This is a genomic window from Gordonia otitidis NBRC 100426 (assembly GCF_000248075.1).
Taxonomy (GTDB): domain Bacteria; phylum Actinomycetota; class Actinomycetes; order Mycobacteriales; family Mycobacteriaceae; genus Gordonia; species Gordonia otitidis.
Window position 1 is genome coordinate 44521 of record NZ_BAFB01000082.1, and the last position, 19957, is coordinate 64477.

16 protein-coding genes and 1 tRNA gene are annotated in these 19957 nt (G+C 64.9%); 6 read left to right on the top strand and 11 right to left on the bottom strand.

The window, feature by feature from the left end:
- Window positions 1-61 precede the first annotated feature (61 nt).
- Window positions 62-775 (bottom strand): acyl-CoA-like ligand-binding transcription factor, encoded by a 714-nt coding sequence (locus GOOTI_RS07925; RefSeq protein ID WP_007238053.1) that lies wholly within the window; start codon window positions 773-775, stop codon window positions 62-64.
- 65 nt (window positions 776-840) lie between these two features.
- Between GOOTI_RS07925 and GOOTI_RS07930 the strand changes: the two genes are divergently transcribed.
- Complete coding sequence (locus tag GOOTI_RS07930) at window positions 841-1962, top strand: NDMA-dependent alcohol dehydrogenase (protein WP_007238054.1); 1122 nt, start codon at window positions 841-843, stop codon at window positions 1960-1962.
- A gap of 79 nt (window positions 1963-2041) precedes the next feature.
- Here GOOTI_RS07930 and GOOTI_RS07935 read toward each other — a convergent pair whose 3' ends face one another.
- The 3 genes from GOOTI_RS07935 to GOOTI_RS07945 form a co-directional block, all read right to left on the bottom strand.
- On the bottom strand, window positions 2042-2728 hold the full coding sequence (locus tag GOOTI_RS07935; RefSeq protein WP_007238055.1) for a DUF1275 family protein: 687 nt from the start codon (window positions 2726-2728) through the stop codon (window positions 2042-2044).
- A 196-nt stretch (window positions 2729-2924) separates the two neighbouring features.
- A complete protein-coding gene (locus tag GOOTI_RS07940) occupies window positions 2925-3503 on the bottom strand; it encodes an NADPH-dependent F420 reductase (RefSeq protein WP_007238056.1) in 579 nt (192 codons plus the stop codon).
- 319 nt (window positions 3504-3822) lie between these two features.
- Window positions 3823-3896: transfer RNA gene (locus tag GOOTI_RS07945), tRNA-Gly, on the bottom strand.
- Between the two features lie 137 nt (window positions 3897-4033).
- Here GOOTI_RS07945 and GOOTI_RS07950 point away from each other — a divergent pair.
- The 4 genes from GOOTI_RS07950 (at window position 4034) to GOOTI_RS07965 (ending at window position 8411) form a co-directional block, all read left to right on the top strand.
- Window positions 4034-4804, top strand: a complete 771-nt coding sequence (locus tag GOOTI_RS07950; protein WP_007238057.1) for an SDR family NAD(P)-dependent oxidoreductase — start codon at window positions 4034-4036, stop codon at window positions 4802-4804.
- 49 nt (window positions 4805-4853) lie between these two features.
- Window positions 4854-5429, top strand: coding sequence for a dCTP deaminase (dcd, locus tag GOOTI_RS07955; RefSeq protein WP_007238058.1), 576 nt, complete (start codon window positions 4854-4856; stop codon window positions 5427-5429).
- A gap of 102 nt (window positions 5430-5531) precedes the next feature.
- Window positions 5532-6977, top strand: coding sequence for a UDP-glucose dehydrogenase family protein (locus GOOTI_RS07960; RefSeq protein ID WP_007238059.1), 1446 nt, complete (start codon window positions 5532-5534; stop codon window positions 6975-6977).
- Window positions 6978-7067: 90 nt separating this feature from the next.
- The gene (locus GOOTI_RS07965) at window positions 7068-8411 is read left to right on the top strand and encodes a hypothetical protein (protein WP_007238060.1); all 1344 of its coding nucleotides are present in this window, start codon (window positions 7068-7070) and stop codon (window positions 8409-8411) included.
- Here GOOTI_RS07965 and GOOTI_RS07970 read toward each other — a convergent pair.
- Both GOOTI_RS07970 and GOOTI_RS07975 read right to left on the bottom strand, forming a co-directional pair.
- Window positions 8376-9182, bottom strand: coding sequence for a MerR family transcriptional regulator (locus tag GOOTI_RS07970; RefSeq protein ID WP_007238061.1), 807 nt, complete (start codon window positions 9180-9182; stop codon window positions 8376-8378). The two genes, GOOTI_RS07965 and GOOTI_RS07970, sit on opposite strands and share 36 nt — an antisense overlap.
- A gap of 16 nt (window positions 9183-9198) precedes the next feature.
- A complete protein-coding gene (locus GOOTI_RS07975) occupies window positions 9199-9777 on the bottom strand; it encodes a TetR/AcrR family transcriptional regulator (RefSeq protein ID WP_007238062.1) in 579 nt (192 codons plus the stop codon).
- An 88-nt stretch (window positions 9778-9865) separates the two neighbouring features.
- Between GOOTI_RS07975 and GOOTI_RS07980 the strand changes: the two genes are divergently transcribed.
- Window positions 9866-11431, top strand: a complete 1566-nt coding sequence (locus GOOTI_RS07980; protein WP_007238063.1) for an MFS transporter — start codon at window positions 9866-9868, stop codon at window positions 11429-11431.
- Here GOOTI_RS07980 and GOOTI_RS07985 read toward each other — a convergent pair.
- The 5 genes from GOOTI_RS07985 to GOOTI_RS08005 form a co-directional block, all read right to left on the bottom strand.
- A complete protein-coding gene (locus GOOTI_RS07985) occupies window positions 11393-12532 on the bottom strand; it encodes a PDR/VanB family oxidoreductase (protein WP_039993754.1) in 1140 nt (379 codons plus the stop codon). The genes GOOTI_RS07980 and GOOTI_RS07985 overlap by 39 nt on opposite strands.
- A gap of 22 nt (window positions 12533-12554) precedes the next feature.
- Window positions 12555-13481: a metal-dependent hydrolase gene (locus tag GOOTI_RS07990; protein WP_007238065.1), complete on the bottom strand. Its 927-nt coding sequence runs from the start codon at window positions 13479-13481 to the stop codon at window positions 12555-12557.
- A gap of 23 nt (window positions 13482-13504) precedes the next feature.
- Window positions 13505-14503, bottom strand: coding sequence for an alpha/beta fold hydrolase (locus GOOTI_RS07995; protein WP_007238066.1), 999 nt, complete (start codon window positions 14501-14503; stop codon window positions 13505-13507).
- A 222-nt stretch (window positions 14504-14725) separates the two neighbouring features.
- Complete coding sequence (locus tag GOOTI_RS08000; RefSeq protein ID WP_039993743.1) at window positions 14726-15979, bottom strand: pyridoxal phosphate-dependent aminotransferase; 1254 nt, start codon at window positions 15977-15979, stop codon at window positions 14726-14728.
- A gap of 219 nt (window positions 15980-16198) precedes the next feature.
- A complete protein-coding gene (locus tag GOOTI_RS08005; RefSeq protein WP_007238068.1) occupies window positions 16199-19522 on the bottom strand; it encodes a heterodisulfide reductase-related iron-sulfur binding cluster in 3324 nt (1107 codons plus the stop codon).
- Between the last annotated feature and the right edge of the window lie 435 nt (window positions 19523-19957).

Genomic DNA, 19957 nt, shown 5'->3' on the forward strand with positions numbered 1-19957 from the left:
CAGAGTACGACTCACGACCAAAAGGCTACGACTGGCTGTGCACCCGGGACAGGTGCGAAGGTCACGGTTCGAGGCCGCGCGGCGCGAGTGCGTCGAACAGCGTGCGCATGCATTCGGCGATCGACAGTTCCGGATGCACCAGCCAGTGTTCATGTGCGGCAATCGATGCCGCTATTGCGGCGTGTCCTGCTGCACGAGCCGCCACGTCCTCGACGTCGCATCCGCGGCGGTTCGCGACGAAACGAGTGACCGTGGTGCGCCACCGGCGGACGACCTGATTGGCCTGTGGCTGGACCGCGGGTTCGTAGAGGATCAAGCGTGCGCGGTGGCGTGCCCAGTCATCTTCGGCTCGGCCGTGGTCGAGCGTGGCGATATACGCCGCGGTGATTGCGGCCCACGGGGATTGGTGTGACGGGGAGTGATCGAGGAGCTGTTCGAACAGCGCGTGCTCGGCTTCCGATTCGACCCAGATCACATCCGCTTTGGTCGGGAAGTAGCGAAAGAACGTCCGTCGACTCACGCCGACAGTCGCCGCGATGTCCTCGACGCTGGTCCGGTCGAATCCGTTCTCGACGAAGAGGCGCTGGGCCTGGGCGGCGAGTTCGTGTGCGCTCGTCGACGCAGGTCTGCCCCCACGGTCGACCGGGGTTTCCCTGTCGGGAAGCGTGCGTCGGCCGTCGGAACCCATGTTCACCATCATGGCGTATCGCCGTCGATCACAGGCGTCGACGTTGCGTGGATCAGCGGAAATCGTGAATTCGTTCAGTTTTGACACAAGGTGTCATATCCTCACGCATGAGAGGCAGATCACGCCCGATAGTGCCGATGAAGGAGGAACAGATGAGGACTAGAGCTGCGGTATTGCGTGAGGCTCCAGGCGAGTGGTCAGTCGAGGAACTCGAACTCGACGACCCGAAGGACGGCGAATTGCTCGTCGAGATGGTCGCGACGGGGCTGTGCCACAGCGACGACCACATCTCACACGGAGACATCACTGCGGGGCACCTCCCCGTGGTCGGAGGCCACGAGGGCGCCGGCGTGGTGCGCAAGGTCGGACCGAACGTCACCGGATTCGAGGTCGGCGACCACGTACTGACTTCGTTCATTCCGTCGTGTGGTCGGTGTCGATGGTGTGCGGCAGGTATGCAGAACCTCTGCGACAACGGTGCTCTGATCATGATCGGCCATCAGATGGACGGCACGTATCGGATGCATGCTGACGACGGGAAAGATGTCGCAACCATGGGCCTGCTGGGCACGTTCTCCGAGTGGCAGGTCTACGACCAGATGTCGCTGGTCAAGATCGACAAGGATGTGCCACTGGAGGTAGCGTGCCTCGTCGCCTGCGGTGTGCAGACAGGTTTCGGGTCGGCGGCGACGGCGGGCAACGTGCAGCGTGGCGACACCGTGGTGATCGCGGGCGTCGGCGGCGTCGGTATGAATGCTGTTCAGGGAGCACGCGAAAGCGGAGCGTCGCACATCATCGCTGTGGATCCCGTGGCCGACAAGCAGAAGTGGGCAACGGATTTCGGCGCAACCGATGCATTCGGTTCGATCGACGAGGCGATGCCGCGCGTCGCCGAACTGACCAACGGTCAGGGTGCCGACGTGGTCATCCTGACTGCGAGCATCGTCAGCAACCAGTTGATCGGACAAGGGCTCGGTGCCGTTCGCAAGGCCGGAACTGTTGTGGTGACGGGTATCAGCCCCGAGAAGGAGGAGGGCGTGGTCCCCGGCTTGAACGCCAACAACCTGGCCATGATGCAGAAGCGAATCCAGGGTGCACTCTACGGTATGAAGTCGCCGCGCGAGGCCATGCCGAATCTGCTCGGCATGTACCGCGCCGGCAACCTCAAACTCGACGAGCTGATCACGCGGACCTACACCCTCGATCAGATCAACACGGCGTATGACGACATGCGCGAAGGCCGCAACATTCGCGGAGTCATCCGCTTCGGCTGATCCGAATCCGTTGGTGTGTCGGGTTTTCCGGCGCACCAACGGACGGGTTGAGGGCTCTGTGTTCGGCAGGCGCGGCCGGTTAGGCGGCTGTCTGGTGGGAAGCACGCGTTTGTGCGATGAAGACGACGATGCTCACGGCCTCGAGGATCACCGCTCCCCACAGTGCAGGTCCCACGCTCTGCGCGATCGCCGCTCCGCACAGAGCGCCAACCAGAAAGGCGACCACCACGACGGCAGTCGCGAGTGCGGCCCGGGCCTGGGCTGAGGAGCGACCGCGGACGAGGTCGGCGACCGCTGACACGAAGCGCATCAGATTTCCCGTCGTCGCAATGCTGACGAACGAAATGCCCCCCGCCGTGCGAAACAGTTCGAGACGCAGTCCCCCAACGAACGACAGTGGGATGACGAACAGTGCTGCGGGCGCGCCGACAGGCAAACACGCCAAGACGACGAAGACGAGGAGTTGGAAGACGAGCACGGCTCCGAGCGCCCGTGACGGCAGCGAGGGGGCCAGGGTGCGCAGCACCTGCGCAACAACGAGTCCCGCGAGGTAGGCGAGCAGGGGCCAGGCGAACTTCGCCCACTCGTCGCCCTTCACCACACCCACTGCCAGAAACACCACGTTGCCGGTTTGTGCGAATCCGAAGACCTGATGGCGGAGGTACAGGAACGCGTCGATATAGCCCGCGACCGCGGTCATCAGCACTGCGCTGGCGATGCCGATTTCTCCGCGCGGGAGTACGGGAATGCTGCGCAGGTAGGCCATCAGTTGTCCGTCCCTCGGTCGGTTCGCGTCATGAGAGTACCGACGGGTGGACAGTGGACGCGCGGGTGAACCGTCGACGTGTCATGGCGAAGGCTCTGCCTGACCTGGTCAGACAGAGCCTTCGGTAGACGATGCCAACGGTGCGTCGCCTACCGTGTGCGCCGATCCGCGCCCTTTTCGTTGCGGTCGGGGAGGTTCAGGAGATCACTGCGAATCCGGCGCCCCAGCTGATCTTCTCCGCGCTCGCGAGCGTGAGCTGGAGGAATCCGAGGGACTCGAGTTCACGGGCGCGCTTAAGACTTCCGGCGTCGACGGCCTTGAGGCCGCCCTCGGTGACGAGCCCGATCAGCAGATCTTTGGCGGCGGTGTCGTCGCCTGCGACAAGGACGGTCGTGGTCTGCCCGGAGTCGCCGACCGTACCGGAGTTGAGGGTCGCTGCGAAGGTGGTGTTGAAGGCCTTGAGAACCCGGGACTCGGGTAGCTTGGCGGCCAACTCTGCTGCGGCGCTGGAATCAGCGGGAACCACGAGGGAGTCAAAAGTGGTGAAGTTCAACGGATTCGTGATGTCGACAACCGTCTTGCCCGCGAGTTGGTCGGCGCGCTCGGTCGCGAGGACGTCGAGTTGCGGGTACGGCACAGCGAGCACGACCAGTTCGCCGGTGATCGCAGCCTTGTCGCCGTTGCCGATGATCTGAACGTTGGCGCCACCATTGCCCAGCACGCCGGCAATCGCTTGGCCCATGTTGCCGTTTCCGAAAACCGTTACCTCGGTCATGTCTCTGGTTCCTTCCACTCTGGGGCCCTACGCGGCCCTTCTTCCCATCGCAACCGTAAGCCGCTCGGCACTCTTCCAGGGTGATTTGGAATGACGCACAGATCACATAAACGGACCGTGGTCCGATTACGGTCGCGGGAAAGTCGCAGCGGGGAGAGTGTCCGCGCCAGGACGTCCGTTGGGTACCGGTGTCAGGGAGGCACGTCGTAGTGCACGTTGATGCACGGATGGCGGCTCAGGTACGTGTGCAGCACATTACGTAGCCAGGGGAGGTGATTCAGAAAAACAACGCGACCAGCGGTGACATCACCTGTGAACGTGGAGCCGATGACGGGAATCGAACCCGCGTATTCAGCTTGGGAAGCTGATGTTCTGCCATTGAACTACATCGGCGTGCGAGGTCACTCGCGAACGACAGCCTAGCAAACCCAGGGTCCAGTGCACGTGACCGGTCGCGATGTTGTCTCTACCCTCGGAGGGTGATTCCGCGTTGGTGGGCCCGACACGGACACGATCTTGGGAGGGCACTGATGGACTACCGCAACTCAACGGCGCTCATCACTGGAGCGAGTGGGGGTATCGGCGAGCAGTTCGCGCGTGCTCTCGCCGCGCGCGGCGCCGACCTTGTCCTCGTCGCGCGCAGCGAGGACAAGCTGGTCGCGCTCGCAGGCGAGCTTTCGTCGCGCTACGGAATACGTGCCGAGGTGATCCCAGCCGACCTGTCGGTTCCGGGTGCAGCCGACAAGGTGGTGGCCGAAGCAGACGGTCGTGGCCTGCGCGTAGACGTCCTGGTCAACAATGCCGGCTTCGGAACCTTCGGCTACCTCGCGAAGGCCGACCCTGCGCGGATCCGTGACGAGGTCCAGCTCAACGTAGGCGCCCTCACAGATTTCACCACCATCTATCTCCAGCGAATGGCCGAGGTCGGCCGTGGAGCAATCCTCAACATCGCAAGCAATGCTGCTTTCCAACCTGTCCCGCGCATGGCGGTGTACGCCGCGACCAAGGCCTACGTGCTCTCCCTCAGCGAGGCGCTGTGGTCGGAGGGTAGACGAGCGGGCGTGCGGGTTCTGGCGGTCTGCCCGGGCGCCACCGACACCGAGTTCTTCGACGTCGCGGGCGACGGCTCGGCGATGAAGCAACGACGCTCCACCGAGCAGGTCGTCGACACCGCCCTCAAGGCACTCGACGAGGGCAAGCCCAGCGTCGTCGACGGTCTTCTCAATCGGATCGGTGCGTATGGCGCGCGGTTCGCCCCACGTCGCCTGGTGCTCGCCATCGCCGAACGCACGGTGAGCTGACCGACCGTCGACCTTCGACGCATCGGCCAGGTCCGATACGCTCGCAGGCGTGCTGCTCTCCGATCGTGACATCCGCTCCGAGGTCGCCGACGGGAATCTGGCGATCGATCCGTTCGATCCGTCCCTCGTGCAGCCGTCGAGCGTCGATGTCCGGCTCGACAACCTCTTCCGGGTGTTCAACAACACCCGATACACACACATCGACCCCGCACAGCGCCAGGACGAACTGACCACGCTGGTCGAGCCCGCCGATGGCGAACCCTTCGTCCTACACCCGGGCGAGTTCGTCCTCGGCTCGACGCTCGAGATCTGCACCCTGCCCGACTACCTGGCCGGCAGACTCGAGGGGAAGTCCTCGCTCGGTCGTCTCGGCCTATTGACCCACTCGACGGCAGGGTTCATCGATCCCGGTTTCTCCGGCCACATCACGCTCGAGTTGTCGAATGTGGCAAACCTGCCCATCACGCTGTGGCCCGGCATGAAGATCGGACAACTCTGCCTGTTCCGGCTCAGCAGCCCGTCGGAGAACCCGTACGGTAGCGCGGCAGTCGGGTCGAAATACCAGGGTCAGCGCGGTCCCACTCCGTCGAAGGCATATCTGAACTTCATCCGCGACGCCGGATAGACGACTGCTGTTCACCGAGGGTCCGCGACGTTCACATGGGCGCCTGCGACTGGCCACGCGCTCGTAGCGAGCTGGCAGATCGACCCACGTAGTCATCCAGGTATGAAGCTGACAGTGATCGGTTGTGGATACCTCGGGGCGACACACGCAGCGTGCATGGCCGAGCTCGGACATGACGTCCTCGGCGTCGACGTCGACCCCGCCAAAGTGAGTCGGCTCTCCGCAGGCGAGGTTCCATTCTTCGAGCCAGGGCTCGCAGACATCCTGCGCCGCAACATCTCTGCAGGCAGGCTGGCGTTCACCACCGATGCGGTCGCCGCTGCGGGGCACGGTTCGGTGCACTTCATCGGTGTGGGAACACCTCAGCGTGCTCGCGGACATGCCGCCGACACGTCGTACGTCGAGGCCGCGGTCGACGCGTTGGTTCCTCACCTGCGCGGCGATCACCTCATCGTCGGCAAGTCGACCGTGCCCGTTGGTACTGCGACGGCTCTCGCACGGCGGATCGACACACTGACTGCTCCCGACTCTGCTGTCGCGCTCGCGTGGAATCCCGAGTTCCTGCGTGAGGGATTCGCCGTCGAGGACACGCTGCGCCCCGACCGCCTGGTCATGGGCACCGACCCCGACTCCGATTCGAGTCACGCACTCGAAACGCTTCGCGAGGTCTATCGCGACATCATCAACACTGGCCTTCCCGTCATCGAAACGGACTGGTCCACAGCAGAATTGGTCAAGGTATCGGCAAACGCCTTTCTCGCCACGAAGATCTCGTTCATCAATGCGATCAGCGAACTCTGCGAGATCGTCGGCGCCGACGTGTCCACACTCGCCGACGCGATCGGACACGACAAGCGGATCGGACGTCGGTTTCTCAACGCGGGTCTGGGATTCGGCGGTGGCTGCCTACCCAAGGACATCCGCGCGTTCGAGGCTCGCGCCGAAGAACTCGGCGCGCACGGTGCCCTGCGATTCCTGCGTGAGGTCGACACCATCAACATGCGACGGCGCTCCGCGATGGTCGATCTCATCGTCGGGTCGTGTCCGCGGGAACTGTTGGGCGCCAACGTCGCGGTGTTGGGCGCCGCGTTCAAACCGGAGAGCGACGACGTCCGCGACTCGCCGGCATTGAGTGTTGCCGGACAACTGGCCCTGCGGGGAGCCTCGGTCACGGTGTTCGATCCCAAGGCGAACAGCAATTCCCAGCGGATGTACCCGATGCTGGCCTACGCCGACTCCGCGGCGGAAGCCGCGCAGGATGCCGATGTCGTCGCGATCGCCACCGAGTGGGCCGAGTTCGTGCACATGGCGCCGGCCGAACTCGATCCGGTCGTGCGATCACGCGTGATCGTCGATGGTCGACGCTGTCTGGACCCGCTGACGTGGACGCGGGCCGGATGGACCTACGCAGCGCTCGGCGGCAGGACTGCGGCCTCTGCCGACGAGCTCGCGCTGCAGAACGAAACCGCAGGTGGGCGGCGTCACACGGGTGCCGCACAGGCATCGGCAGCGTCCTTCGAAGGTGCGACACAAGTGGCGCATCGGTGACCTCGTGCTAGGTTGAACTCTCGGAACCTCGGGGGAGTGGTCGACAGAGCGTGGCACAGAATTGACTGAGCCCGACTCACGAGAAAGCGTGTGGAGTTTCTCGATGACGGGATTGCAACATCAATGGACGACGACGTGATCGCAGATGACGTGATCGCACCTGGGCGGGTGCTCGACGCCTCCGTGATCGGCCGTGTCTCCGAACACCTCCGTCGGCGTCACTCGACCCTCGTCGATTCCCTGGCGCTGATCACCGTCGCCGACGACGGGGTCCGCGTGTGGCTCGCCGACGTCGAATCGGGTGCGGTCTTCGCGAACACGCTTGTCGCGGGTACCAGCGGAGCTGAGCTCGACGCACTCATATCCGATCATCTCGTGCGCGCCGGCCGCGTCGATCCCCCCGAATCCGCTGACTGGGCCGCAGAACTTCGCCTCCTCAGCCAGCGGGGGCGCCACCGCCTCGCCGAGTCCGACGGCGCGTTCATCATGGGCGAGAACCACGTGCGCCTGTTCCGTGTCACGCGACGCGACGTCGCGCAGTCGACGTTGGCATGCGCAGAGCGCGTGCCGGACGCGGTGGCGTCCAGCGCACAGGCTGCCCGACGCGAGGTCAGCGCGATGGTGTTCGACGCGTCGCACACTGTGTGGCCCGGGCTGCCCGAACTGCTCGCACCCGTCGTCGACGTACCGATCGCTGTCTTCGACGATGTCGTGGTGTCTCTGCCCGTCGGCGATGGTGAGTCGGGGCCCTCGGTCGGAGACCAGGCGGACCAATCGTCCCGGGGGCACTATCCGGGCGGGGGCAGGGTCGAGACCACCGACCTCCTCGAGGTGGAGCGGAAGCCGTACGCCGAAAGCCCGCCTGCTGCCCGTGCGGTGCGATCGGTCGACAACGAATTCGACGTGACCGATCGGATCGAACCGATTTCGCTCGCATACTCCGACTTGCCGGACCGCGACCTGGCGATCGGGTACCAGACCTACCCCGCCGCCGACGATCCGGGTGTGGCGTCGCACTCCGAACAGCCTGTGCAGCAGGAACATTCGGTGGTCGTCGACAACGAATTACACGATCGTCGGAAGAAGATCGTACTCGGTGCGGCTGCAGCCGCCGCCGTCGTCGGGGTCGCTGTCGCCGCCACGGCGCTTGCCCTCAGTGGCGGCTCCGCGACACCCTCGACGTCGAATACCGTTGCCGCACGACAGGCACCGGCGACGTCGACGCAGCTGTACGCAGACCTTGGCGACCTCAACGAGGCGCGCGCGCCGGCCGCGACCTACGTGCCGCCGCCCCCGCCGCCACCGCCCACCACGCAGACCGAGCAATCACAACGCGCAGAGCAGCAGGCGCCCCGTCGGACGTCGCGACCGAAACCCCGACCGCGAGCGGTGATTCCACTACCCGGAGGACTGCCGCCTATCGTCGTTCCCTGACGGCTCGTCGCGCTCGGCGATGGCGAGATAGTCGCCGAGTTGGCGTGCCATGTCGCGGTCGAGTGCGCGGTCGAGGGTGTTGTGCGCGATCGTCGACCCGGCGCGCCTGAGCTCGACGAGAAGGTCTCGCGCCCAATCGGATTCGGCGGGGGTCTGCGGAATCCAGCCGTCCTTGTATTCCTCGGCGATGGTGCCGCGACCCGCCGAGATGAGCGACTCCGCTGCCGAATCCATGTCAGTGCTGAGCTTCTCGTGCACCGAGAGGATCGAATTCAGTGTCACGCCTCGTCGGACCAGTCGGGCATAGGCGTTTATGGTCTCCTGGTCGAGCACGGTGAACGAGGTAGGAGGGTCCGACGGTCCCTCCGGACTGATCAATCCGAGGTCGATGAGTCGTGTGAGGTACGCGGGGTTGCTGTTGTTGAGCAGTTCACGGAGTTCGTCCGCACTGACCGACCCCTTCGTCGTGTTTCCCCAGGGAGCTGCGACGACTTCACGGAGCCCGAGGACGTCCGCGAGGTCGTCGCCGCGTTGAATTCCGCTGAGGAACTCGCCGATGTGTCGGATGGTGAACCCGCGACGGAGCAGATCGTTGATCACCTTCAGCCGATCGAGGTGCAAGTCGGTGTAGATGGCGATACGTCCGCGACGCAACGGCCTCGGCAACAGTCCGCGGTCCTGGTATCCGCGGACGTTGCGCGTGGTGGTTCCGGCCGCCCTCGCCAGGTCGTCGATCCGATACTCGGTCGTGCCCTTGTCGTCGCTGCTCATCGCGCCCATTCTCGCATCACGTCGACAGCCCGCGGAGCACCATCGCCAAGACGCGCTCGTAGTTGGTGCCCGGATCGATCGTCGGCGGATGCGTACCGGCCAACTCCAACGACACCGCACCGTGCACGCAGCTCCAGACCTGCATCGTCACCTCGTGGGGCTCGGCCCTCGTGAGTAGCCCCGCGTTCTGCCCGTAGCGGATGTGGTCGGTGAGGACTTCGAAGGCGTGGTCTGCGATGTCGGAGTCGGGATGGTGGTCGGAGCCGAACATCAGCGAATACACGACCGGGTACTTGAGTGCGAACTCCCGATACGCGCGCCCGCTGTGCGCCAGTCGGTCGCGCGCGTCGTCGTCCGTCACGTCGATCATGCGGGTGAACTCGGCAAATGCATCGCTCACCAGGGCGTCGAGTAGACCCTCCTTGCCGTCGAAGTGGTTGTACACACCCATCGGTGCGACTCCGGCTTCCGTCGCAACGGAGCGGACGGTGAGTCCGGCAACGCCGTCACGTTCGAGGATTCGACGCCCCGAGGCGATGAGGTTGGCGCGTACCTCGGTGGCCGGAGTACGACGCGGAGTTCGTGAAGAGGCCATATTGACATCCTACTAGAACGGTGTTCTTCTAGAAAAGAACAACGTTCTACAACAGTGGAACGAAAATCTATCAGCGGAGGTGAATCGGATGCGTTCACGGTGGTTGGCGCTCGGTGCGCTGTGCTTGGCCGAACTGTTGGTGATGATCGACAACACGATCGTCAATGTCGCACTTCCGACCATGGCGCGCGATCTCGGTGCAGGGATTTCGGGCCTGCAGTGGATCGTCGACGCCTACACGCTGGTGTTCGCCGGTCTGCTCCTCACCGGCGGCTACCTCGGCGACCGCTTCGGTCATCGTCGGATGCTGGTCACCGGTATCGCGGGTTTTGCCGCGGTGTCGGCGCTGGCCGCGTCGTCGAACACACTGGGCGAATTGATCGTCGCGCGTGGGGGACTCGGTGTGTTCGCGGCGCTTGTCTTCCCTGCGACGCTCGCGCTGATCATCGCGATCTTCCCGGTCGGTGCCGAACGCGCGACCGCGGTCGGCGTGTGGGGTGCGACGTCAGGCGTCGCGGTCGCAATCGGTCCGGTACTCGGTGGATGGTTGCTCGAGCACTTCTCATGGGCGTCGGTGTTCTGGGTCAACCTGCCCATCGCTGCTGTGACCGCGCTCGCGGTGCTCGCGGTCGTGCCGGGCACGCGGCCGGAGTCGGTCGCGCGGTTCGACGTCCTCGGCCTGGTCCTGTCGGTACTCGGACTCGGACTGCTGACCTACTCGGTCATCGAGGGACCGCACGTCGGCTGGGCCGATCCGCGGACCATTGCCGGCCTCGTCATCGCGGTCGCGGTGATCGGTCTGTTCGTGTGGCGCGAACTCACGGTGACACATCCGATTCTCGACGTCCGATTGTTCGCCAATCGCCGATTCGCGACCGCAGCAGGGATGATCGCCGTAGCGTTCTTCTCGCTCTTCGGATTCATCTTCCTCATCACCCAGTTCTTCCAGGCGGTCAAGGGCTACGGGCCTCTCGAAGCAGGGTTGCGCACACTGCCTTTCGCGCTCGTGACGGCAGTGTGTTCGCCGATCGCGATGGCGCTCGCGCACAGGGTCGGCCCCCGATGGGTCGTCACGACCGGTGCCGTCCTGATGTCGGCCGGCTTTGCGCTCGTGGAGATCTCGTCACGGGTGTCGGGCTACTGGGAGCTCATCATCTGGTCGATGGCACTGATGGCTGCTGGGCTCGCCGCGATCTCCGGTCCGTGTACGCAAGTGATCATGGATTCGCTTCGACCGGAACAAGCCGGCGCCGGCAGCGCGGTCAACGACACCACGCGCGAGATCGGCGGCACCCTCGGTGTGGCAGTGCTCGGTTCGGTGCTGACGTCCGTGTACGCGTCGTCCGTCGCGGAACGAATTGGTGGACTGGGGCTTCCGCGTCACCTCGCCGAGATTGCCGATCAGTCGGTGATGGGCGGGGCCGAGGTGGCATCGCGTACGCCTGCCTCGATGTCGGAGCGCATGACCGTCGCCGTGCAAGAGGTGTTCGTCGAGGGTCTGCACAGCGCCGTGTGGGTCGCCGTCGTGGTGACGGCGGCGGCAGCCGTGGCGGCAGCTGTGCTTTTGCGCGGCGGGAGCGGTTCACGCACAACCGAACCCGAGTCCGAGCAGGCGTCAGAGGTCGAGGGTGAGGTGATCGCCGCCCGCCCGTGAGACGCAGGTGAGGATGGAGCCCGCGGTACGCTCCGGCTCGGTCAGGATGTTGTCCCGGTGGTCAATCGCACCAGACAACGTCCTGATCTTGCATGTACCGCAGAAACCCTGACGGCATGAATACGGCACCGTCGGAATCTCCTTGCGTAGCGCGGACAGCAGCGTCTCGTCGGCCGCGACGTCGATCTGCTGCCCCGTCGACTCGATGGTCACCGTGAACGGGCGACCGTTCTCGACCGGTGGTGGACTGAATCGCTCATAATGCAGTTCCATGTCCGGGCGATCGTGTAAGTGACGGCGGAGCGCCTCCAGCATCGGGACCGGACCGCAACAGTAGACTGCGAGACCTGATGGAGCTCTACCGGTTTCGGAGTCGACGGAGCCCAGCAATTCTTCCATGGTCGGCAGACCGTGCTCGTCGTCGGTGCGGATCGTGATCTTGTCTCCGTAACGCGCGACCTCGTCGCGGAACGGGATCGAGTCCATGTTCCGGCCCGTGTATATCATCGACCAGTCGAGTCCGAGGCGCTCGGCCGCAGCCAACATCGGCAGGATCGGTGTGATCCCGATACCCGCGGCGACAAACCTCAGCGAGCGTGCCGGAGAGCCGTGACCGGGCAGAGCGATCGGAAATGCGTTGCGGGGTCCTTTGATCCGAACAGTGTCACCGACGTGCAGAGTGTCGTGTACCTCGACCGAGCCACCCCCGCCATCGGGAATGCGTCGGACTGCGATTCGATACGTGGCGCGGTCCGCGGGATCTCCGCACAGCGAGTACTCGCGCATCCGGCCGGACGGCAGCAGCAGGTCGAGATGTGCTCCCGCGTGCCATCGTTCGAGTAGCTGGTCGTCGAGTCCTGCGAAGGTCAGTGCGACCACGTTCTCGTCCTGCGCGACGACCTCTCGGCCGACGATGCGCAGTGTGGTGACGCCGTTGTCCTCGGCGGTTTCCCGTAGTGGCGAGAAGGGACGCCAGAAGGGAATCCATGCCTTCGACAGCACGGTGCCGAACGTCATCAGGGGATCGTGGCGCCAGCGGCCGTACAGATGTGGCGGCGGTGAGGTGAACTCGGTGGTGTGTGGATGTACCCGTTGATTCATGATGTCTGCCTCTGGCATTCGGTCAGGAGGCGTTGCGCGCAGCAGGTGACGACGCCAGATACGCCACAGCCTGTGCGGTCGAGCCGATCTCGGTGGGGTGGAACCCGGGCCGGAAATAGCTCACCGTGGCCAGCAGGACGCTGCGAATCGTCGGGAGCACACCTGCTCGCACCCCGCGCATGTAGTGGTACTGCCGGTAGAAGAAGTTGTTGTGCCGGATCGACGTGTCCTGGCTGGTGATGAAGCGGAACCCGCGGAAGAGCAGGATCATCAGGGCGGGCAGCGCGATGAGCATGGCTCGCCCGCGACGCAGATAGCTGTCTCCGAAGTAGACCGCGACGTCGTGTGCGACCGCCCTGTGCTCGACCTCTTCAGCACCGTGCCAGGTGAACAGATCTGCCATCGTCGGGTGGGCGCCGACCTCGGTCCAGGTGTTGTTGAGTGCGAAATCGCCCAGGATCGCGGTGTAGTGCTCGATGGCCGCGATCAGCCAGAGACGCTCGATGAGGTGCTTCTGCTTGGCCTCGGCCGAGCCCTTCTCGAGGGGGCCGAGGACCTTGCGAAACACCCACTCCATCTGACGGGCGTACGGCCGCGGGTCGATGCCGTGGTGATCGAGGAACTCCCACAGCACGTGGTCGTGTGCCTCGGCGTGCATGGCTTCCTGTCCGATGAAGCCGCGCATGGTTGCTGCGAGCTCCTCGTCGCGAACCAGGGGGAGCGCCTCGTTATAAGTCTGGACAAACCACCGTTCCCCCTCGGGGAGAAGCAGATTGAGCACACTGATGAAGTCCGACGCGATCGGATGTCCTGGAATCCAGTGCAGCGGGACGTCGGACCAGTCGAACGTCACGTTTCGTGCGTGGAGTTCGACCTCGCCGGGATCGGTCCCGTTGTCATGCGGCGTGTGCGGTGGTGTGGCGTCGAGCCGCTCGGCGTGTGCGTGCACGGTGTAACTCCTTCGCAGTGTGGTCAACGGGCGGAAACGCGACTGTCGGTTGCCGGTTGGCCGGCTCGTCTGGAAGTGATCCGACGTACGAAGTCGCGGACGCTGTCGGCCACGTAGGTGGGGTTCGTGGTCGGAACCCAGTGGGGCGTCGGCGATTCCTGGCGGGTGAGGTCGGGTGCAAAGCGGCCTGTGTTGCGCAGCAGGTGCGTTCGCACGGCGAAGTCGCGGGTGTTCACGAGTTCGAGGATCGGCACGTCGGTCACCCGCGGGTTGGGCTTGCCGACCTTCCGAATCATGTTGGCGCGGTAGTAGCGCGCCCCCGAACGCATGTCACGTCGAAGCGTCGGTGCGACCACGATCTGCTCTGCGGGCGTGCCGTCCACGAGGCGGAGGAACCGCCGCCACGCCGTCGGGGAGCCGAGGGTCGCGGAGATCAGCGTCGGACCCAGCGGCAGGTGGAGTAGGAGGATGTAGGTCGAGAAGAACGACTGCACGAGTGTGTCGAGAAGCCGACGCGGTGTCGGATGAGAGATGTTCTCGCGGAGAAGAATCCCTACGTGATCGAGGCTGGGGCCGGAGATCGTCGTGAACGACGCGAAGTGGTCGGCGGCGTCTTCTCGCGACATCGCCTCCCAGGACTGGATCGAACCCCAGTCGTGCGCGACCACGTGGACCGGGGCATCGGGGCTGACGGCCTCCGCGACCGCGTACAGGTCGTCGGCGAGCGTCTCGATGCGGTACGCGGAGACTCCGCGCGGGCTGTCGCTGCTGCCGAGTCCACGCGTGTCATATGCCACGACCCGGACATCGTCGGCGAGGCGTCGAGCGACCTCGGTCCACACGTGGTGCGTGTCGGGCCAGCCGTGCACGAACACGACCGTCGGGCGGTCGTCGACCGTGGCGCCGCGCGCGCTTCTCCCAAGCTCGATGCTCGCAGGCTCGATGCTCACGGGCTCGTCGAACTCGAACACCGCGAGCCGTGCGCCGTTGACCTCCGCGCGTCGTTCGACCCACTGCTTCATACGTCACCCCTTCGGAACCGTGCTGGGGTTAACGTAACCGAGCGTCACACCAATGTCCAGAGATGATGACAACGCAGAGTGTCACGTTAGCGCGCCGACGGCACCGCAGGTTGCGCTGACGGCACCACGAATCGCGCCGACGGCACCACGGATCACGCCGACGGCACCGCAGATGACGCCGACGGCACCGCAGATTACGCCGACGGCACCCGGCCTGGCCGCCTATTGGTGATACGAGGACAGGAAGTTGCCGATTCGTTCGACCGCGTCCTCGAGGTCACGGGACCAGGGAAGCGTGACGATGCGGAAATGGTTGTTGTCGTCGAGGTTGAAGCCACTGCCCTGCACAACCAGGATCTTCTCCTGGAGCAGCAGGTCCTGGACGAACAGCTCGTCGTTGTGGATCTCGTGGACCTCGGGGTCGAGACGGGGGAACGCATACAACGCGCCCTTGGGCTTGACGCAGCTGACGCCTGGGATCTCGTTCAGCTTCTCCCAGGTCACATTGCGCTGCTCGTACAAACGTCCACCGGGAGCGACGAGGGCGTCAATGCTCTGGTAGCCGCCGAGCGCGACCTGGATCGCGTGCTGTCCGGGGACGTTGGCGCACAGGCGCGTCGACGCGAGAATGCCGAGCCCCTCGATGAAGCCCTTGGCGTGATCCTTCGGGCCGGTCAGCACCACCCAGCCCGCCCGATAACCGCAGACGCGATAGGCCTTCGAGAGCCCGTTGAACGTCAGACACAGCAGGTCAGGGGCCAGCGATGCGATGTTGACGTGCTCGGCGTCGTCGTAAAGGATCTTGTCGTAGATCTCGTCGGCCAGGATGAGCAGCGAGTGGCGTCGAGCGACGTCGACGAGCTGCTCGAGCACCTCACGCGAGTAGACCGCGCCAGTGGGGTTGTTGGGGTTGATCACGACGATCGCCTTGGTGCGGTCGGTGATCTTGGCCTCGATGTCGGCGATGTCGGGGTTCCACTCGTTGTCCTCATCGCAGCGGTAGTGCACCGCGGTACCGCCGGACAGGGCCGTCATGGCTGTCCAGAGCGGGTAGTCGGGGGCTGGGATGAGGACTTCGTCGCCGTTGTTGAGCAACGCCTGCATCGTCATGGTGATGAGCTCGGAGACGCCGTTGCCGAGGATGACGTCGTCGACGTCGAAGTACGGGAAGTCGGGCAGGAGTTCGTAGCGGGTGACCACGGCACGACGCGCCGACAGCACGCCCGCCGACTCCGAATAGCCCTGCGAGTAGGGCAGCGCATGGATCATGTCGCGCATGATCACGTCGGGGGCCTCGAAACCGAACAGCGCGGGGTTGCCGATGTTGAGTTTCATGATCCGATGGCCCTCTGCCTCGAGTCGCGCCGCATGCGCGTGCACCGGCCCACGGATCTCGTAGCAGACGTTCTGCAGCTTCTCGGACTGCTCCAACGGCTTGAGGTTCTGGTTCAGGTGCGATACATACGGCCTACTCACGAGTTCAATTGTCTCAGCCGCAGGCAACTCGGTTTTTTCGGGCCGTCGAGTGGCGCGCACGGTCGACGGTCAGGAGCGCCCGCTGGGCGGAGAAGAACGCACGGTCGACTGCCAGGAGCGCCCACTCGACGCATGAGAACGCCCACCCGACGCGAGCCTGCATCGAGTGGGCGTCTCTTGCTGTCGACTGTGCGCTTCTGCACGTCGACTGTGCGTTGATCAGCGCTGGCCGGGGCGCTTCTTCCCCGCGGCGATACCGAAGCCCTTGGCCTTCGACGCGCCCGTCTCGGCGATCGTGCGGCCGTCGGAATCCGAACCGCCGTTCGACGCCGGGCTGTTCGACGCCTCTGCATCGCTGTCGTCGGCGGTTTCGCTCGACACACCTGACGCCGCTTCCGACTCCGTCGAATCGCTCGTCGCAGGGGTCTGCGGCTCGGCCTCAGACTCCGGGGCGGGCTCAGCCGCCTCAGCCTCGGGTCCCTCACTCGAGGGAGCCTCCGGAGCAGCAGTGGCCTGTGGAGCAGCAACCTTCGGCGCCGAGGCACCGCCTGGGCGCTTCTTGCCCGCGGCCATGCCGAACCCCTTGGCCTTGGCAGGCTTTGCCTCCGTTGTCGCAGCGGGCTTTGCCTCTGTGGTTGCAGATGCCTCCGTGGCGGGAGTGCTTGCAGCCGTTGCCGATTCGGTATCGGCGGTGGGTGCGGCGTCGGGTGCCGACTCGGTCTCCGCCACCTTGTTCTCGGCGGCAGCGGTCACTCCCGCACCGGCTGCAGCTGCATTCGTGCTCGCGCCGGGCTTCTTCATCCCCGGCCGCTTGCCCGCGGCCATGCCGAAGCCCTTGGCCTTGGCAGGCTTCGGCTCGTCGGCAGTGGAGTTCGCCGCGTTCTCGACGGCTGCCGACGACTCGGCCTGCGCGGGAGCGGGCTCGGCAGACGGGGCAGCTGACTTCGCACCCGGCTTCTTGATTCCGCCCTTCATGCCGAATCCCTTTGCGGCGGGCTTCTTCTCGGCGGGCGCTTCTTCGGCCGGTGCGCTACTCGACGCCGCGGGTGCCTTCGCTGCGCCTCCGGGCTTCTTGCCGCCCTTCATACCCAGGCCGACCTTCGGCTTCGGCTTGGCGTCGGTGGCGGCTCCCGCTGCGGCAGCAGCAGGAGCGGCTGCGGCGACCTTCTCCTTCTCCGGCTCGGGTTCGGGCTCGGCGGCAGGCTTGGGGTTCGGTCCGAGGAACCGGCCCCCGCGCGTCACCTCCGGCAGACCACGCTTGACCGAGTCGAGCAGCATCTGCGAGACGTCGACGACCTCGATCTTGCCCTCGTTCTCGGTGCCGGACGTCCGCGCGGTGACTCCGTCGGTCAGCATCACGCGGCAGAACGGGCAGCCGGTCGCGATCTTCTGCGGTGTCTCGTCGTTCCCTGCGGTTCCCGGGGCCAGAGTGTCGAGCGCCTCGTCGACCCGGTCGATGTTGATGCGCTTGCCGATCTGCTCTTCCATCCACATGCGCGCTCCGCCAGCGCCGCAGCACATGGACCGCTCGCCGTGGCGCGGCATCTCGCGCAGCGTCGACCCCGACGCCTCCATCAGCTCACGCGGAGCGTCGTAGACCTTGTTGTGGCGTCCCAGATAGCAGGGGTCGTGGTAGGTCACGCCTTCACCCATGGGTGCGACGGGCACGAGGCGCTTCTCGCGCACCAGCCGGTTGAGTAGCTGGGTGTGGTGCACGACCTCGTACTTGGCGCCGAGCTGTGGGTACTCGTTCGACAATGTGTTGAAGCAGTGCGCACAGGTCACGACGACCTTCTTGCGCTGGGACGGCGCGGTCTCGAAGACACCGTTGATGGTTTCGATGTTCTGCTGCGCCAGCATCTGGAACAGGAACTCGTTGCCTGCGCGTCGAGCGGAGTCACCGGTGCAGGTTTCGCCCTCGCCGAGGACCATGAAGTTCACCGCCGCGATGTCGAGGAGTTCGGCGACGGCCTTGGTGGTCTTCTTCGCGCGGTCCTCGTAGGCGCCTGCGCAACCGACCCAGAACAGGTACTCGAAGCCCTCGAACGATTCGACGTCGGAGCCGAACACCGGGATCTCGATGTCCATCTCGTCGATCCAGTTGGTGCGCGCCGACGAATTCTGACCCCAGGGGTTGCCCTTGTTCTCGAGGTTCTTGAACATGCCCGCGAGTTCGGTCGGGAAGTCGGACTCGATGAGCACCTGGTAGCGGCGCATGTCGATGATGTGGTCGACGTGCTCGATATCGACGGGGCACTGCTCGACGCACGCACCACACGTGGTGCAACTCCACAACGTCTCGGTGTCGATGACGGCGCCGAGCTGTTCGGGGTCGAACGCCCCGTCATCTTCGACGATGCCCTCGCCGCCGCCCATGAGTCCCTTGGACTCGCCGACCAGCTTGCGAGAAGCCTCGGCACGCGCCGACTCGGGGATCTTGGCCAGCTTGGCCTCGTCGACGTTGCCGTCGGCGTCGACCAGTCCGACCTCGTCGCCGCCCATGTCCTTGCGTCCACCAGCGATCAGGTACGGCGCCTTGGCCTGTGCGTGATCGCGCAGCGACATGATCAGCAGCTTGGGGCTCAACGGTTTACCGGTGTTCCACGCGGGGCACTGGCTCTGGCAGCGACCGCATTCGGTACACGTCGTGAAGTCGAGCCACCCCTTCCACGAGAAGTCCTCGACCTTGCCCGCACCGAAGGCGTCGACGTCGGGGTCGGCGGTCTCCATGTCGAGGACCTTGCCCTGGCTCATCATCGGCTTGGCCGCACCGAGTGCGACGCCGCCATCCTGCTCACGCTTGAGATAGATGTTGAAGAACGCCGCGAACCGGTGCCATGCGACGCCCCAGTCGATGTTCGCTCCGACGACCGCGAGCCAGATCATGCCGCTCATGAGCTTGACCACCGCGGCGGCGGTGACCCAGTAGACCGAGGACCCCTCGAAGAGCTGCGCGAAGTAGTGGGTGAAGAACGACGTCCAGATCGGCGGATCCTCGATGCCCGACGAGATCTTGAAGGTCTTCACGAAGATCATGCCCAGGCCCTCGATGAGGACCACCAGCTCCACGAAGTACGCGGCGCCGAAGCGTGAGCCCGCGAAGCGTGACAATCGAGTAGGCACACGCGGGTGGTTGAGCTGCCTGATGATCATCAGCGCGAGAATGCCGATCACGGTGCCGAGCCCGAGGACCTCGTCGGCGAAGATGTAGATGTGCCACGCGCCGATGACCGGCCAGTGGAATTCAGGGTCGAAGATCTGGCCGTACGCCTCGAACCAGAAGATCGCCCCGATGAGGAATCCGAACATGACGAGCCAGTGGGCCCAGCCGACGGTTCGGAACTTCACCATCCGCGTGTGGCCGACGAACTCCTTGAGCATCGTCCACAGTCGTGGTCCGACCGGCCAGTAGCGGGTGCTGTCGACCTTCTGCCCCTGGGCGATCGCCCGGACCATGGTCCACACGCCGCGCAGGAAGCTGGCCCAGCAGAACAAGCTGATGATCGCGGCAATCGTGCCGATGGTGATCGTCGTGGCATTCACGGCGTCCCGGCCCCTCTCATGTTGATCATCGACCTAGTCGCGCAGGGCTGACGTGCGCGGGGTCGGACGTCTACTACAGGTAACCGTAATTCGTCACGGCTCCCAAGCGCTGCCAAGGTTGCCCTAACCTGGCCACGGCGGCAGCCATTGAGATACAGCGATGATACTCGCGAGTAACTTACTATCTAGTCAGATAGCGAGATCTGTGACTGTCGCCTCATCGATTGCGTCGCCGATCCGGTGTCTTCAGCTCGGCATGTCGTCAGGTCGGGACTCTCGCGTCGACGTTTAAGTACGCCGAGCGTTAGGTCGTCGATGTCGCCGCGATCTTCTCCAACTCCTCGAGCGCGGTGTCGAGGTGCGTGAGCAGGCGCTGCAGGCTCGGTAGCTCCTTGCGCGCCCCTATCAGCCCGAAGTTCACGTGCTCGGCCGTCG

What these genes read in the sequence shown, in the direction of transcription:
- GOOTI_RS07930 (WP_007238054.1), top strand. Translation starts at nt 841, where the DNA reads ATGAGGACTAGAGCTGCGGTATTGCGTGAGGCTCCAGGCGAGTGGTCA.
- GOOTI_RS07935 (WP_007238055.1), bottom strand. Translation starts at nt 2,728, where the DNA reads ATGGCCTACCTGCGCAGCATTCCCGTACTCCCGCGCGGAGAAATCGGC.
- GOOTI_RS07940 (WP_007238056.1), bottom strand. Translation starts at nt 3,503, where the DNA reads ATGACCGAGGTAACGGTTTTCGGAAACGGCAACATGGGCCAAGCGATT.
- GOOTI_RS07950 (WP_007238057.1), top strand. Translation starts at nt 4,034, where the DNA reads ATGGACTACCGCAACTCAACGGCGCTCATCACTGGAGCGAGTGGGGGT.
- GOOTI_RS07960 (WP_007238059.1), top strand. Translation starts at nt 5,532, where the DNA reads ATGAAGCTGACAGTGATCGGTTGTGGATACCTCGGGGCGACACACGCA.
- GOOTI_RS07970 (WP_007238061.1), bottom strand. Translation starts at nt 9,182, where the DNA reads ATGAGCAGCGACGACAAGGGCACGACCGAGTATCGGATCGACGACCTG.
- GOOTI_RS07975 (WP_007238062.1), bottom strand. Translation starts at nt 9,777, where the DNA reads ATGGCCTCTTCACGAACTCCGCGTCGTACTCCGGCCACCGAGGTACGC.
- GOOTI_RS07980 (WP_007238063.1), top strand. Translation starts at nt 9,866, where the DNA reads ATGCGTTCACGGTGGTTGGCGCTCGGTGCGCTGTGCTTGGCCGAACTG.
- GOOTI_RS07985 (WP_039993754.1), bottom strand. Translation starts at nt 12,532, where the DNA reads ATGAATCAACGGGTACATCCACACACCACCGAGTTCACCTCACCGCCG.
- GOOTI_RS07995 (WP_007238066.1), bottom strand. Translation starts at nt 14,503, where the DNA reads ATGAAGCAGTGGGTCGAACGACGCGCGGAGGTCAACGGCGCACGGCTC.